This is a genomic window from Herbiconiux sp. (assembly GCF_004297105.1).
Taxonomy (GTDB): Bacteria; Actinomycetota; Actinomycetes; order Actinomycetales; family Microbacteriaceae; genus Herbiconiux.
The window spans coordinates 71,009-85,588 of sequence record NZ_SCVE01000020.1; the positions used below are offsets into that span (position 1 = coordinate 71,009).

General features: G+C 67.2%; 16 protein-coding genes. 8 read left to right on the top strand and 8 right to left on the bottom strand.

Annotation, left to right across the window (positions count from 1 at the left end; translation table 11 throughout):
* Nucleotides 1–40: 40 nt before the first annotated feature.
* On the top strand, nt 41–1,765 hold the full coding sequence (gene treS / locus EPO52_RS16445) for a maltose alpha-D-glucosyltransferase (protein WP_290808754.1): 1,725 nt from the start codon (nt 41–43) through the stop codon (nt 1,763–1,765).
* 379 nt (nt 1,766–2,144) lie between these two features.
* The gene (locus EPO52_RS16450; RefSeq protein ID WP_290809254.1) at nt 2,145–2,840 is read left to right on the top strand and encodes an exonuclease domain-containing protein; all 696 of its coding nucleotides are present in this window, start codon (nt 2,145–2,147) and stop codon (nt 2,838–2,840) included.
* Nucleotides 2,841–3,046: 206 nt separating this feature from the next.
* Here the strand turns inward: EPO52_RS16450 and EPO52_RS16455 are convergent, their stop codons facing one another.
* The 3 genes from EPO52_RS16455 to glgA all read right to left on the bottom strand — a co-directional run bounded on the left by EPO52_RS16455 (nt 3,047) and on the right by glgA (nt 5,543).
* Entirely contained in the window at nt 3,047–3,307 is a 261-nt protein-coding gene (locus EPO52_RS16455; protein ID WP_290808756.1) for a type B 50S ribosomal protein L31, read from the bottom strand.
* An 85-nt stretch (nt 3,308–3,392) separates the two neighbouring features.
* Nucleotides 3,393–4,175, bottom strand: coding sequence for an ABC transporter ATP-binding protein (locus EPO52_RS16460; protein WP_290808758.1), 783 nt, complete (start codon nt 4,173–4,175; stop codon nt 3,393–3,395).
* A gap of 186 nt (nt 4,176–4,361) precedes the next feature.
* On the bottom strand, nt 4,362–5,543 hold the full coding sequence (gene glgA, locus EPO52_RS16465) for a glycogen synthase (protein ID WP_290808760.1): 1,182 nt from the start codon (nt 5,541–5,543) through the stop codon (nt 4,362–4,364).
* Nucleotides 5,544–5,591: 48 nt separating this feature from the next.
* On the opposite strand from glgA, the gene EPO52_RS16470 reads away from it, so the two are divergent.
* Both EPO52_RS16470 and serB read left to right on the top strand, forming a co-directional pair.
* Complete coding sequence (locus EPO52_RS16470) at nt 5,592–6,836, top strand: glucose-1-phosphate adenylyltransferase (protein ID WP_290808761.1); 1,245 nt, start codon at nt 5,592–5,594, stop codon at nt 6,834–6,836.
* 12 nt (nt 6,837–6,848) lie between these two features.
* Complete coding sequence (serB, locus tag EPO52_RS16475) at nt 6,849–7,550, top strand: phosphoserine phosphatase SerB (protein ID WP_290808763.1); 702 nt, start codon at nt 6,849–6,851, stop codon at nt 7,548–7,550.
* A 159-nt stretch (nt 7,551–7,709) separates the two neighbouring features.
* Here serB and fabG read toward each other — a convergent pair whose 3' ends face one another.
* The gene (fabG, locus tag EPO52_RS16480) at nt 7,710–8,432 is read right to left on the bottom strand and encodes a 3-oxoacyl-ACP reductase FabG (RefSeq protein ID WP_290808764.1); all 723 of its coding nucleotides are present in this window, start codon (nt 8,430–8,432) and stop codon (nt 7,710–7,712) included.
* Between the two features lie 84 nt (nt 8,433–8,516).
* Here fabG and EPO52_RS16485 point away from each other — a divergent pair, with 84 nt between their 5' ends.
* From EPO52_RS16485 to EPO52_RS16495, 3 genes are read left to right on the top strand one after another with little or no spacing between them, the layout of a single operon-like run.
* Entirely contained in the window at nt 8,517–8,846 is a 330-nt protein-coding gene (locus EPO52_RS16485; protein WP_290808766.1) for a DUF3099 domain-containing protein, read from the top strand.
* A complete protein-coding gene (locus EPO52_RS16490; RefSeq protein ID WP_290808768.1) occupies nt 8,843–9,061 on the top strand; it encodes a hypothetical protein in 219 nt (72 codons plus the stop codon). The genes EPO52_RS16485 and EPO52_RS16490 overlap by 4 nt, the downstream gene beginning before the upstream one ends.
* The gene (locus EPO52_RS16495) at nt 9,061–9,897 is read left to right on the top strand and encodes an SURF1 family protein (RefSeq protein WP_363340714.1); all 837 of its coding nucleotides are present in this window, start codon (nt 9,061–9,063) and stop codon (nt 9,895–9,897) included. The genes EPO52_RS16490 and EPO52_RS16495 overlap by 1 nt, the downstream gene beginning before the upstream one ends.
* A 25-nt stretch (nt 9,898–9,922) precedes the next feature.
* On the opposite strand, the gene EPO52_RS16500 is transcribed toward EPO52_RS16495, so the two are convergent.
* Nucleotides 9,923–11,521 carry an ABC-F family ATP-binding cassette domain-containing protein gene (locus EPO52_RS16500; protein ID WP_290808772.1) on the bottom strand — a complete coding sequence of 533 codons (1,599 nt, stop codon included), beginning with the start codon at nt 11,519–11,521 and terminating at the stop codon, nt 9,923–9,925.
* 155 nt (nt 11,522–11,676) lie between these two features.
* Between EPO52_RS16500 and EPO52_RS16505 the strand changes: the two genes are divergently transcribed.
* Nucleotides 11,677–12,267 (top strand): biotin transporter BioY, encoded by a 591-nt coding sequence (locus EPO52_RS16505; RefSeq protein ID WP_290808774.1) that lies wholly within the window; start codon nt 11,677–11,679, stop codon nt 12,265–12,267.
* 149 nt (nt 12,268–12,416) lie between these two features.
* Here EPO52_RS16505 and EPO52_RS16510 read toward each other — a convergent pair whose 3' ends face one another.
* From EPO52_RS16510 to sufC, 3 genes are all read right to left on the bottom strand, one after another.
* Nucleotides 12,417–13,301: a DUF559 domain-containing protein gene (locus EPO52_RS16510; RefSeq protein WP_290808776.1), complete on the bottom strand. Its 885-nt coding sequence runs from the start codon at nt 13,299–13,301 to the stop codon at nt 12,417–12,419.
* 180 nt (nt 13,302–13,481) lie between these two features.
* A complete protein-coding gene (locus EPO52_RS16515; RefSeq protein WP_290808778.1) occupies nt 13,482–13,811 on the bottom strand; it encodes a metal-sulfur cluster assembly factor in 330 nt (109 codons plus the stop codon).
* A gap of 4 nt (nt 13,812–13,815) precedes the next feature.
* Complete coding sequence (gene sufC / locus EPO52_RS16520) at nt 13,816–14,580, bottom strand: Fe-S cluster assembly ATPase SufC (RefSeq protein WP_290808780.1); 765 nt, start codon at nt 14,578–14,580, stop codon at nt 13,816–13,818.

Genomic DNA, 14,580 nt, shown 5'->3' on the forward strand with positions numbered 1-14,580 from the left:
GCGGAAAACGCAGTCCGTCAGCCACCCCGGAGGGACCCACGTGAACTACACCGCCCCGATCCAGATGCCAGGGCTCACGCTCGACACGCAGTGGTACAAACGGTCGGTGTTCTACGAAGTGATGATCCGCTCCTTCGTGGATTCGAACGGCGACGGCTTCGGCGACATCGCCGGCCTCATCTCGAAGCTCGACTACCTGCAGTGGCTCGGCATCGACGCGCTCTGGCTTCCGCCCTTCTTCCAGTCGCCCATGCGCGACGGCGGGTACGACGTCTCCGACTTCACCGCGGTGCTGCCCGACTACGGCACGGTCGAGGAGTTCCGCGACCTCGTCACGAAGGCGCACGAGCGCAACATGCGCATCATCATCGACTTCCCGCTCAATCACACCTCCGATCAGCACGACTGGTTCCAGCAGTCGCGTGAAGACCCCGACGGGCCGTTCGGCGACTTCTACGTGTGGAGCGACACCGACGACAAGTACGAGAACATCCGCGTGATCTTCGTCGACACGGAGGAGTCGAACTGGACGTTCGATCCGGTGCGCCGGCAGTTCTTCTGGCACCGCTTCTTCTCGCACCAGCCCGACCTCAACTTCGAGAACCCGGCCGTGCACGATGCCATCTTCGACACGGTGCGGTTCTGGTTCGACATGGGGGTCGACGGCATCCGGCTCGACGCCATCCCCTACCTCTACGAATCGGATGAGGGCAACGGCGAGGGCGAGCCGAAGACCCACGAGTTCATCGTGAAGCTGCGGGAGATGATCGACAACGAGTACCCCGGCCGGATGCTCGTGGCCGAGGCCAATCAGTGGCCGCGCGAGGTGGCCGCCTTCTTCGGCAGCGAGGAGGAGCCGGAGTGCCACATGGCCTTCGACTTCCCCGTGATGCCGCGCATCTTCTACTCCCTGCGGTCGCAGAAGGCCGACGAGCTGATCCGGGTGCTCTCGGAGACGACGGACATCCCCGAGGGCGCGGCGTGGGGCGTCTTCCTCCGCAACCACGACGAGCTGACCCTCGAGATGGTGTCGGAGGAATACCGGCAGGCGATGTACGGCTGGTACGCCTACGACCCCCGGATGCGCTCGAACATCGGCATCCGGCGCCGTCTCGCGCCGCTGCTCGACAACTCGCGTGCCGAGCTCGAACTGGCGCACGCGCTGCTCTTCGCGCTGCCGGGCTCGCCGTTTCTGTACTACGGCGACGAGATCGGCATGGGCGACAACATCTGGCTGCCCGACCGCGACTCCTCGCGCACGCCCATGCAGTGGACCCCCGACCGCAACGCCGGGTTCTCCACCGCCGACCCGGGCAAGCTGTACCTGCCCGTGGTGCAGTCGCTCGTCTACAACTACAACCTGGTGAACGTGGAGTCGCAGCTGGCGCAGTCGCGGTCGCTGCTGCACTGGGTGCGCAACGTCATCCACGTTCGCAAGGCTCATCCGACGTTCGGGTTGGGGTCGATGGAGGTCGTGAACTCCGACCACGAGTCGGTGCTCGCCTTCGTGCGCTCCTACGAGGGTTCGGGCGCGTACTTCGGTGACGGTCCCGAAGACGTGCTCTGCGTGTTCAGCTTCTCGCACAACCCTGTGTCGGCCACGATCACTGCGCCGGAGTTCGCGGGCCGCAGACTGTTCGACCTGTTCGGGCACGGTGAGTTCCCCTCGTTCGACGAGAGCGGCCAGGTCACGCTCACCTTCGGTACGCAGGCGTTCTATTGGCTGCACGTGGGTCAGCGCGTGGAGGAGCAGGAGGGTCGCTGACGCTCGACCCGCCGCTCACGCGATCAGTGGTTGGCGAGTGTCGGTGAGCGCTGAGGTCGGTGGCTCAGGGCAGACTACGAGCATGTCGATTATCGAGGTGCCGCTGTTCGAGATGCCCGCCGACGATGAGCTCGCAACAGCTTCCGCGGGCGTCGCCGTGGCCGGTGCCGTCGATGAGATCGTGGTGGTCGTGGAGGTCGCACTCTTCGACGAGTCCGATATCGACGATGCGGATGAGACGCCGCGCGCCCACACGTCGACCGCTGCGGTCGCCACGGCCGCGCCCGACCGCGAGGCGCGGTCCGGCGCATCCGCCGAGCCGGTCGCCGTGGCGGTGCTCGATCACGAGGTCGAGCGGCCGATGGTGCTGGATGCGCCGATGCCCGCGTGGGCCGAGAGGCTGGCGGTGTTCGATCTCGAGACCACGGGAATCGATGTCGAGACCAGTCGTATCGTCACGGCGAACGTCAGTCTCCTCGATGCCGACGGTGTGATCGAGCACCGCTCCGACTGGCTGGCCGATCCGGGCGTCGACATCCCCGAGCAGGCCACGGCGGTGCACGGCGTCACCACGGCACGGGCCCAGGCGGAGGGCCGGCCGGCCCGGGAGGTCGTCGCCGAGATCGTGGCGTCATTGCGCGAAGCCCTCGCCGACGGCTACGCCCTCGTGGTCTACAACGCCCCCTACGACTTCACGCTGCTCGACCGCGAGGCGCGCCGCCACGACGTGGCCCCGCTCGAGACGGTCTCCCCCGTCATCGACCCGCTCGTCATCGACAAGCAGGTCGACCGCTACCGCAAGGGCAAGCGAACGCTCACCGCCGCATCCGACTACTACGGAGTGTCGCTCACCGACGCTCACGACGCCGGCGCCGACGCGGTCGCCGCCGGTCGCGTGGCACAGGCGATCGCCCGTCGTTATGCCGCGGAGCTCGACCTCTCGGCCAGCGACCTGCACGACGCTCAGTCGGCCTGGCACGATGCCCAGTGCGACAGCTTCGAAGACTACATGCGCCGCACGCGCGACCCCGCGTTCACGGCCCGCCGCGGCTGGCCGGCGGTCGCCCGCCCCTGAGCGGCGCCCGCTCCGTCTGAAACGACGGAGTTTCAGGCGAAATTCGGCCGACGGCGGAGTCTGAGTCCGAATCCGCCGACATGTTCCGTCGTTTCTGGCCACCCCGGTGCTGCGTCCTCACGTACGGTGCGAAGCCCCGAACACGAAGAACCCCGCCGGCCGAGGCCGACGGGGTCATCCGTGCGTGTGATTGCGGAAAGCGTGAGCTACTTGATGGCTCCGCCGAAGCCCTTGTAGCGGGTGTTGAACTTCTCGACGCGACCGGCGGAGTCGAGGATGCGCTGCTTGCCCGTGTAGAACGGGTGCGACTCCGACGAGATCTCGACATCGATGACCGGGTAGGTGTTGCCGTCTTCCCACTCGATGGTCTTCGCCGACGAGACGGTCGAACGGGTGAGGAACGTGGCGCCGGACGCGAGGTCGCGGAAGACCACGGGAGCGTACTCGGGGTGGATGTCAGTCTTCATAGTGGTGTCCTTGATTCACAGCATGGGGAGTGGAACAGATGAAATCGGCGGCCAGACGGGCCAGCTAGAGAGTTTAGCAGATAGCTCACGCCGCGCGGGCGGAATAGCGACCGTCTTCTTCGCTCAGTGTGATGGGCAGCCCGAACGTGGTCTCGAGGTTGGCGGATGTCAGCACCTCATCGATGGGGCCGGCCGACACGATGCCACTCTTGTTGAGCAGCAGGGCGTGCGTGAAGCCCACCGGGATCTCCTCGACGTGGTGCGTCACCATCACGATCGCCGGTGCCTCAGGAGCCGAAGCGTAGCCGCCGAGCAGCTGAAGCAGCTCCTCGCGGGCACCGAGGTCGAGGCTGGCGGCGGGCTCGTCGAGCAGCAGCAGCTCGGGGTCGGTCATGACCGACCGGGCGATCTGCACGCGCTTCTGCTCGCCGTCGCTGAGCGAGCCGAAGAGCCTGTCGGAGAGGTGGTCGAGCTTCCACTCGGTGAGCACGCGCTGGGCGCGTCGCATGTCGATGTCTTCGTATTCCTCGTTCCACCGGCCGGTGACCGAGTACGCCGCGGTGAGCACGACGTTCAGCACGGTCTCGTTGGCCGGGAAACGACGGGCCATCGCGCTCGAGGCGAACCCGACGCGCGGCCGCAGCTCGAAGAGATCGACCTGGCCGAGAGTGCCCTCGAGAACCTGCACGACTCCACCCGAGGGATGGCTCATCGCTGCGGCGATCTGCAGCAGCGTGGTCTTGCCCGCGCCGTTCGGCCCGAGCACCACCCAGCGCTGATCGCCATCCACTTTCCAGTTCACGGATTCGAGGATGCGATTCCCATCGCGGACAACGGAAACGTCTTCGAGATCGAGCACTGTGGGCATGAGAAAAGACTATCGGAGCCAGCATCCCGCCAAGACGTCGGCACGCACTCTCACCAACACCCGTCCACGAGAACGAGAACCGCGGGCTGTGCTCGACGGCCCAGGGCTGCGCAGTCGCCGCGGAAAGAATCAGCCCTCGACCCTACGAGCAACAAGCGGGAGGGATTGCGTGAGTGCCCCGCGGCCTCACACGAGCGACTTGTAGATGCCCACCGTTTGCTCGGCGATTCGTGACCACGAGAACTCCGCTTCGGCGCGGCGGCGGCCCGCTCGACCCATCTCGGCGGCCCGGGCCGGGTCGGAGAGCATGTCGGTGAGCGCCGCCGCCAGGTCGGACACGAAGCGGTCGGGGTCGGTCGGGGTGCCCGTGCCGTCCTGCAGCTGGTCGATCGGCACGAGCAGGCCCGTCACGCCGTCGTCCACCACCTCCGGGATGCCGCCCGTCGCGGTGCCCACCACGGGCAGCCCGCAAGCCATGGCCTCGAGGTTCACGATGCCGAGGGGCTCGTAGACCGAGGGGCACACGAACACGGTGGCGGCGGTCAGAACCGCGGCGAGCTCGGGCTGCGGCAGGATCTCCTCGATCCAGATGATGCCCGTGCGCGTCTCCTGGAGGGTGCGCACCGCCGAGCTCACCTCCTCGAGGATGGCGGGCGTGTCGGGCGCACCCGCGCACAGCACCACCTGCACGTCGGAGGGCAGCATCGCGAGCGCGCGCAGCAGATACGGCAGACCCTTCTGCCGCGTGATCCGCCCCACGAACACCACGGTGGGGCGCGACGGGTCGATGCCGAGCCGGGCGAGTACCGACGGGTCATCCGTCGGGCGCCATTTCTCGAGGTCGATGCCGTTGTAGACCGTGGTGACCTTCTGCTCGTCGAGCGCCGGGTACGAGCGCAGGATGTCGCGGCGCATGCCGTCGCTCACCGCGATCACCGCATCCGCCGACTCGAACGCGTCTTTCTCGATGAGCGACGAGATGCGGTAGCCCCCGCCGAGCTGTTCGGCCTTCCACGGGCGTAACGGCTCGAGTGAGTGCGCCGACACCACGTGCGGCACATCGTGGAGAAGAGCGGCGAGCCGGCCGGCCGCGTTGGCGTACCAGGTGTGCGAGTGCACGAGGGATGTGCCGATGACGGCCTGGGCGATCTGCAGATCGACGCCGAGCGTCGTGAGCGAGGGGTTCGCGCCCTGCAGCTCGTCGGGAACCTGGTAGGCGAAGACGCCGGGCTCGTCGCGCGGAGCGCCGAAGCACCGCACCATCACGTCGAGGTGCGTGCGGAGGCCCTTCACGAGCTCCGCGACGTGCACTCCGGCACCTCCGTAGACCTCGGGCGGATACTCTCGGGAAATCACATCGACTCGCATAGTTGAACGGTAGTACCACGCGGCCGAAACCTCATTATGGTTGGGGGTATGGCACCATCAAAGAAGATCTTCGGCATCGTTCTGGCCGGAGGTGAGGGCAAGCGCCTCATGCCCCTCACGGCCGACAGAGCCAAGCCCGGCGTCCCGTTCGGGGGCGGCTACCGCCTCATCGACTTCGCACTGTCGAACCTCGTGAATTCCGGCCTGCGGCAGATCGTGGTGCTCACCCAGTACAAGTCGCACTCCCTCGACCGCCACGTGTCGCAGACCTGGCACCTCGACGGTCTGCTGAACTCGTACATCGCCTCGGTGCCTGCTCAGCAGCGCCTCGGCAAGCGCTGGTTCAGCGGCTCGGCCGACGCCATCCTGCAGTCGCTCAACCTCATCCGTGACGAGAAGCCCGACATCGTGGTCGTGGTGGGTGCCGATCACGTCTACCGCATGGACTTCGAGCAGATGATCCAGGCCCATATCGAATCGGGCAAGGGGGCGACGGTGGCCGCCATCCGGCAGCCGATCGAGCTGAGCGACCAGTTCGGGGTCATCCAGACCGATCCCGACGACGCCACCCTCATCACCGAATTCCTCGAGAAGCCGAAGGATGCCACGGGCCTCGCTGATGCGCCGCACGAGGTTCTGGCCTCCATGGGCAACTACATCTTCGACGCCGACCAATTGATCGAGGCCGTCATCCGCGACGGCGAGAAACCCGAGTCGAGCCACGACATGGGCGGCGACATCATCCCCGCCTTCGTGGCCGCCGGCAACGCCGCCGTCTACGACCTCAACCGCAACGACGTACCCGGTTCCACCGACCGTGACCGCTACTACTGGCGCGACGTGGGAACCATCGACTCGTTCTACGACGCCCACCAAGACCTCATCTCGGCCCTGCCGGTGTTCAACCTTTACAACGAGCGCTGGCCCATCTACACGCAGCAGCTCAACTCGCCGCCCGCCAAGTTCGTGCGCGACAGCAAAGGCAACCCCGGTGTCACCGTGGAGTCGATCGTGTCGCTCGGATGTCTCATCTCGGGTGCGCGGGTCGAGGGCAGTGTCGTGGGCCCCTGGACCATCGTCGACTCGGGTGCCCTCGTGCAGCAGTCGGTTCTCTTCGACCGCGTGCACATCGAACCCGACACCATCGTGCGCCGGGCTATTCTTGACAAGAACGTCGTCGTGTCGGCCGGCGCCCAGGTGGGCGTCGATCCGGATCGCGACCGGGAGCGCGGCTTCACGGTCACCGATTCCGGAATCACCGTGGTCGGCAAGGGAGTGCGCGTCGTTCCCTAGGGGCGGAGTGACATGAGGTCAGAGGTGCTGGAGCACGAGGCATCCGAGGCCCGGTCGCTGGGCGGGCAGCTCGCGTCGGCGCGCTTCCTCGTGGTGCTCGACGTCGACTCGACCCTGATCGAGAACGAGGTCATCGAGATGCTCGGCGACCTCGCCGGGTGCCATGCGCAGGTGGCCGAGATCACCGAGCGCGCCATGCGCGGCGAGCTCGACTTCGCCCAGAGCCTTCAGGCCCGTGTCGCCCTGCTCGAGGGCCTCTCCGACACCTGCTTCGAGGAGGTGCGCAGCCAGATCCGCGTGACCGCCGGGGTTCCCGAGATGATCGCCGCCCTCCACGCCGACGGCAGCCTCGTGGGCGTGGTCTCCGGTGGTTTCCACGAGGTGCTCGACCCGCTGGCCGAAGAACTCGGCCTCGACCACTGGCGGGCCAACCGTCTGGGCGTGATGAACGGCCGGCTCACCGGCGAGGTCTCGGGCCCCATCATCGACCCCCAGAGCAAAGCCGACGCCCTCATGGAATGGGCGGATGCCCGAGCAATCCCGCTCGCGCGGACCGTCGCGGTGGGAGACGGCGCCAACGACCTCCGCATGATGGAGGTGGCGGGTCTCTCCGTGGCCTTCGACGCCCGCCCCCTGGTGCGCCAGCAGGCCGACCTCGTCATGGACGAGCGCGACCTCAGCCAGCTCCTCCCCCTCCTGGGCCTCCGAGGCTGACCGACCCCGACCGACTTGCCACACGTTGTGGCAAGTGGCGCCGGGTGGCCACAACGTGTGGCAACTCGAGTGCATCGCTCACGCCGCCATCGATCGACGTGACGCGAACTGTTGGGCCGAGGGGCGACTTGCCACAACTTGTGGCAACCCGAGGGAGGGCTAGTGCCCCATTCCGAGGCCACCGTCGACAGGGATGACGGCCCCCGTGATGTACGCGGCGTCGTCGCTCGCGAGCCAGGCCACCACCTTCGCGACCTCGGAAGCCGACCCGTACCGCCCCGCCGGAATGTTCTTCTTGTACTCGGCCTGCTGCGCCTCGGGAAGCTCGGCCGTCATGTCGGTCTCGATGAATCCGGGTGCCACGACGTTCGCGGTGATCCCCCGGGCGCCGAGTTCGCGCGAGATCGATCTGGCGAAGCCCACGAGGGCGCTCTTCGACGAGCTGTAGTTGACCTGTCCGGCCGACCCGTAGAGCCCGACAACGCTCGAGATCAGCACGATCCGACCGAAGCGGGCCTTCAGCATGCCCTTCGAGGCCCGCTTCACCACGCGGAACGCTCCCGTGAGGTTCGTGTCGATCACCGAGGTGAAGTCGTCTTCCGACATGCGCATTAACAGCGTGTCGCGAGTGATCCCGGCGTTCGCCACCACGACCTCCACCGGTCCGAGCTCCGCCTCAATGGCGTCGAAGGCCGCATCGATGGATGCGCCGTCGGTGACGTCGCCGGCGACGGTGAGGGCGCCATCCGGCCCCCCGGTGCCCGAGCGCGAGGTCACGGCCACCCGGTGGCCCTGGGCCACGAACTCCTCGGCGAGGGCGTAGCCGATGCCTCGGTTGCCTCCGGTGATGAGAACGGTGCGGGGTGTGGTCGTGGTGCTCACGGGAGGGCGGTCCTAACTTCGAGGTGACTGCGGTGCGGGTACCAGCTTAGAAGCAGTCGGTGAAGCGTAGGCTATGGGCACATCATGAAGCAGTCCGCTCAGTCCGTCACCAGCATCCCTCGCTCTCCCGAAGACGAGCGGCGATCGCGTATGACCAAATACCTCGTTACCATGGGCATCCGCATCGTGTGCCTCGTGCTCATGCTGTTCGTGCAGGGCTGGTGGCTCGCGGTGTGCGCGGCTGGCGCCATCCTCCTTCCCTACTTCGCCGTGGTCCTCGGCAATGTCGGCACCTCCTGGGTGAGTCATGCCGAGCGGCCCACCGCGATCGAGGTCTACCGCCGCCCCGACGGGCCCGCGGGTGCGGCCGGCCCGGCCGGTTCGGTGGGGCCCGAGACAGGCCCGCGTCCGTGATCTCGCTCGGTCTCGAACCCGGCGCGGAGGAGTGTTCGCGGGCAGGATGCCGCGCGGCGGCGCAGTGGCGGATCGAGTGGCGCAACCCCAAGATCCACACGGAAGACCGCCGCAAGATCTGGCTGGCGTGTGAGGAGCACGTGGACTTCCTCCGTGAATTCCTCGGCGCGCGTGACTTTCCTCTCGAGGTGCTCCCGCAGAAGGCGAGCGCGTGATGGGGTGGCGCTTTCTTCTCTCCCGTCGCTGGGCGGGCTACCTGGCTCTCACGATCGTGTTCGCCCTGGTGTGCGTGCTGCTCGCGATGTGGCAGCTGGCCCGGCGCGATGAGGCCGTGGCAGAGATCAACCGCGTCGCGGCGAACTTCGATGCCGAGCCGACACCACTGGCCGATGTGCTGCCCGAACTCGACTCCTACGACGTCTCACAGGAATGGCTCACCGTGTCGATGACCGGCACCTACCTCGTCGACGACCAGGTTCTCGTGCGCAACCGCCCGCTCGGCGGCGACGTCGGCTTCGACGTTCTCGTGCCGTTCCGGCTCGAGAACGGCGACGTGTTCATCGTCGACCGCGGCTGGGTGCCCACGGGCCAGGAGCAGGATGTGCCGGATGCCATCCCCGCCGCTCCCACGGGCACGGTGACGGTCGTCGCCCGGCTGAAGGCGGGCGAACCGCACCTCGACAACCGGGGCGCGGTCGCGGGTCAGATCGCCACGATCGAACTCCCGGTGCTCGCCGACCAGGTCGGCCTGCCCACCTACACGGCGGCCTACGGTCTGCTCGCGTCGGAGGATCCGGCTCCCGCGGAGCGCCCCACCGCCGTCACGAAGCCGCAACCGGATGAGGGTGCCCACCTCTCGTACACGTTCCAGTGGTTCTGCTTCGGCCTGCTGGGCTTCGTCGGTCTCGCATACATCGTGCGCCAGGAGTACCGGCGCATCAACGAAGACGACCCCGAGGAGCAGGAACGCGCGGCGGAGCGCGAGCGTAAGAAGCGTGCGAAGAAGTCGGACGCCGACGTCGAAGACGAGATCCTCGACACGAGGAACTGATCCGAACGGAACCGAGCGGGCGCTCCTAGGCCAGCGAGATCAGGTCGGCGTAGTCCTTGTTCCAGTGGTCTTCGACGCCGTCGGGCAGGATGAGCACGCGCTCGGGGTTGAGCGCCTCCACGGCGCCCTCGTCGTGGCTCACGAGTACCACGGCGCCCTCGTAGTGGGCCAACGCATCCAGGATCTCCTCGCGGCTCGCGGGGTCGAGGTTGTTCGTGGGCTCATCGAGCAGCAGCACGTTCGCACCCGACACCACGATCATCGCCAGAGCGAGGCGCGTCTTCTCGCCGCCCGAGAGCACGCCGGCGGGCTTGTGACCGTCGTCGCCTGTGAAGAGGAACGAGCCGAGCACGCGCCGCGCCTCGGTCTCGGTGAGGTTCGGCGATGCCGACACCATGTTCTCGAGCACGGAGCGCTTGACGTCGATGGTCTCGTGCTCCTGGGCGTAGTAGCCGATGCGCAGGCCGTGGCCGGGCTCGATCTGGCCGGTGTCGGGCTTGTCGGCCCCACCCAGGATGCGCAGGAGCGTGGTCTTGCCCGCACCGTTCAGGCCCAGGATGACCACCTTCGAGCCGCGATCGATCGCCAGATCGACCGCGGTGAAGATCTCGAGCGAGCCGTAGCTCTTCGAGAGGTTCGAGGCCATCAGCGGAGTGCGGCCGCACGCGGCAGGGGTCGGGAAGCGCAGCTTGGCCACACGATCGACCTCGCGCACCTCCTCGAGACCCGAGAGCATCTTCTCGGCGCGCGCCACCATCTGGTGGGCTGCCGCGGCCTTCGATGCCTTGGCGCCGAACCGGGCAGCCTGCATCTGCAGCTGGGTTGCCTTCTTCTCGACGTTGACGCGCTCCTTCTTGCGACGCTCCTCGTCGGCCTCGCGCTGCTTGAGGTAGTTGCGCCAGTTCATGTTGTAGACGTCGATCACCTGGCGATTGGCGTCGAGATAGAACACGCGGTTCACCGTCTCGCCCACGAGCTCGATGTCGTGGCTGATCACGATGAAGCCGCCGTTGTAGTTCTTGAGGAAGTCGCGCAGCCACACCACCGAGTCGGCGTCGAGGTGGTTGGTGGGTTCATCCAGAATCAGCGTCTCCGCGTCGGAGAACAGGATGCGCGCGAGCTCGATACGGCGCCGCTGACCACCCGAGAGCGTCTTCAACGGCTGGTCGAGGATGCGGTCGGGCAGGCTGAGGTTGCTGGCGATCGATGCCGCCTCCGCCTCGGCCGCGTAACCGCCGAGTCCGTCGAAGCGCTCGGTGAGGTTGCCGTACTTCTTCATGGCCGCAGCGCTCACGGCCGGGTCATCCGACCCCATGGCCATGGACGACTCGTGCATGCCCTCGAGCAGTGACCCGAGACCCCGGGCGTTCAGGATGCGTGTGCGCGCCAGCTCCTCGGGGTCGCCCGACCGTGGATCCTGGGGGAGATAGCCGAGCTCGCCCGACCGGTGCACGGCACCGTCGGCGGGCTGGAGGTCACCGGCGAGCACCTTGGTGAGGGTGGTCTTGCCGGCTCCGTTACGGCCGACCAGTCCGACTTTGTCGCCGGGACCGACGCGGAACGACACGTCCTCCATGAGGGTTCGTGCGCCGACCCGGATGGCCAGGTCTGAAACGCTGAGCACAGAAATATCCAATTCTTTCGTTGCGTTTCCACAACGCGAGGGGTGGGGGGTGTCTTCTAGTATATTTCGAGGGACACCGCCGGCTGACCGCTGCTCGCTGTCCGCGCAATCGCCTTGCATCAGCGCCGGGCGTCCCGCACCGAGAAGGAGACTGCATGTCCACTCTGTCCTTGGCCGCCGGCCGCCCCACGCTCGCCGATCGCCTGGTCGCCCGGAGCGTCCTCTCCGACGTGCTCCTCGTCGCGGGCGGTGCCGCGTTCACCGGTCTTCTGGCTCAGATCGCGGTTCCCCTGTGGCCGGTTCCGATCACTGGACAGACACTCGCCGTCCTGCTCGTGGCCTCCACGCTCGGCGCCGTGCGCGGCGTGCTCGCCATGGTCGCCTACGCGCTGCTCGGCGTGGTGGGTGTGCCGTGGTTCAGCGAGGCGGCTTCCGGATGGCACGTGGTCGCCGGTCCCACCGGTGGCTACATCATCGGCTTCATCTTCGCCGCCGGCCTCACCGGTTGGCTCGCCCAGCGTCAGTGGGACCGCCGGTTCCTCGGTGCCTTCGTCTCGTTCATGGCCGGCACCGGCATCACCTTCGCCATCGGTCTCCCCTGGCTGGCCGCCTCGCTCGGCCTCAACCTCGAGCAGACCCTGCAGGCCGGCCTCTACCCCTTCATCATCGGCGGCATCATCAAGGCACTCCTGGCCGCGGGCATCATCCCGCTCGCCTGGAAGCTCACCGACCGCTTCAAGAAGTAGCCCGCCCCGCGGCCTCGCCGCGCTACCCGCGGACTTCGCCAAACGTCGCGGCAACCTCGCCCTCTGGGGCGCCGGTTGCCGCGACGTTTGCCGTTGTCCGCAGCCCGAACGCCTCTTCCCCTTTCGGCGCGAACGCCGGCCCACTGCACTCACGGCGTCACCACCGCTCCCCTTCGGTGGCGCGCCGACCACCGATGTTCTCCACGGGCGACAATGGCCCGCACCACCGCCACCACCCGCGGCCACTCGAACATCACCTGCGCGTAGCTCAGTCGCAGCACGAGATACCCCCGTTCGGCAGCCCCCAGGTCGCGCTCGTAGTCCTTCTTCACGGCCTGGTCGTCGGAGTGCCACTCGCGCCCGTCGCATTCGATCACGAGGCGCTCCCCCACGAGCAGATCGACCCGTCCAATCCCCACAAGTTCGACCTGAATGCGGAACGGGATGTTCACCGCCCGCAGCCCCAGGCGAACGCGGGTCTCGATTCCGGAGTCGGCACGCCGGTCCGTCAGCTCGAGGTACCGCCGATAGCGCCCCGGCAACTGTTCCATCACGGACTCGAGCTGCCGAGGACGCACCGCATCCGTGTGCAGTGCGGAGTCGAGCGATGCGACGGCATCGAGCCTGCTCTCGCACATCACGGCCTGGGCCAGCGCCCAGCTCGCTGCATCGATACCTCCTCGGGGCGGGGGAAGACCCACGAGCTGGAGTGACCGGTGAAACGTCACCCCGTGCGCCGCCGCCGGCAGCTTTGCGTAGCGAGGCACCCGCACATGCCGCCGCCCATCGTCGATCCCCGCCCAGATCCCGTGGCGGCGAAGCGCCGTCGTGCAGCTGAGGATGCCGCCGAGGCGTACAGCGGCCACTGCATCCGCGGGCGCATCCGGAAGCCTCACCCAACCGCGCCGCACCCGCAGGAGGGCACCCGAGCGCACGGGCCGGTCGATGTCGCGCAGGCTGTGGCCGTGCGCCCGCAATTCGTCGCACGACGCGAGCCCGCCCAGCGCGACCACCGTCTCCTCCACTGTGTGCATGCCGCAATCCTGAGTGGTGGATCGGCCGACGGATGCCCCAGAACCCGGTCTGGGGACATCCGCCCCCCACCGCCATCGGTGCAGGAGAGGACGCGACTTCGGACAACGACAAACGTCGCGGCAACCGGCGCCCCAGAGGGCGAGGTTGCCGCGACGTTTGGAGAACTCCGCGGAGAGAGGCTAGATCGAGAAGCCGAGCGCGCGCATCATGTCGCGACCGTCGTCGGTGATCTTGTCGGGACCCCACGGCGGCATCCACACCCAGTTGATGCGGAACTGCTCCACCACGCCGTCGAGTGCCTCGGCCGTCTGCTCTTCGAGCACGTCGGTGAGGGGGCATCCGGCGCTCGTGAGCGTCATCGAGATGACGAGGGCGTTCTGCTCGTCGTCCCAGCCGAGGTCGTAGATGAGGCCGAGGTCGACGATGTTCACGCCGAGTTCCGGGTCCATCACGTCTTTGAGCGCTTCTTCGATCTCGTCGAAGCGCTGGGGTGCCAGTGTCGTGACCATATCGTTATTCTACGTTCGCCGTCTCGAGAAAGCGATCGTATCCCTCGTTCTCGAGGCGCACGGCGAGCTCGGGGCCACCCTGTTCCGCCACTTTTCCGGCGACGAACACGTGAACGAAATCGGGCTTCACGTAGCGCAGGATGCGGTTGTAGTGGGTGATGAGCAACACCCCCAGGCCGGTGTTCTGCTTGGCACGGTTCACACCCTCCGACACGATCTTGAGCGCGTCGACGTCGAGCCCGGAATCGGTCTCGTCGAGAACCGCGAACTTCGGCTTCAGCAGCTCGAGCTGCAGGATCTCATTGCGCTTCTTCTCGCCGCCCGAGAAGCCCTCGTTCACGTTGCGCTCACGGAACGACTTGTCCATGCGCAGAGCCTGCATCGAGGCGTCGAGGTCTTTGATCCAGCCGCGGATGGCGGGCGCCTCACCGTCGATGGCGGTCTTCGCCGTGCGCAGGAAGTTCGACACGGAGACCCCGGGGATCTCGACGGGGTACTGCATCGCCAGGAAGAGGCCCGCGCGGGCGCGCTCGTCGACCGTCTTGTCGAGCATCTCCACACCATCGAGGGTGACGGAGCCCCCCTCGACGTGGTACTTCGGGTGCCCGGCGATCGCGTAGGCGAGCGTCGACTTGCCGGAACCGTTCGGGCCCATGATGGCGTGGGTCTCGCCCTCGCCGATGGTGAGGTCGACGCCGCGGAGGATCTGCTTGGTCCCCTGTTCGGTCTCAACGCTCACGCGGAGGTCTTCGATCTTCAGAACCGACAT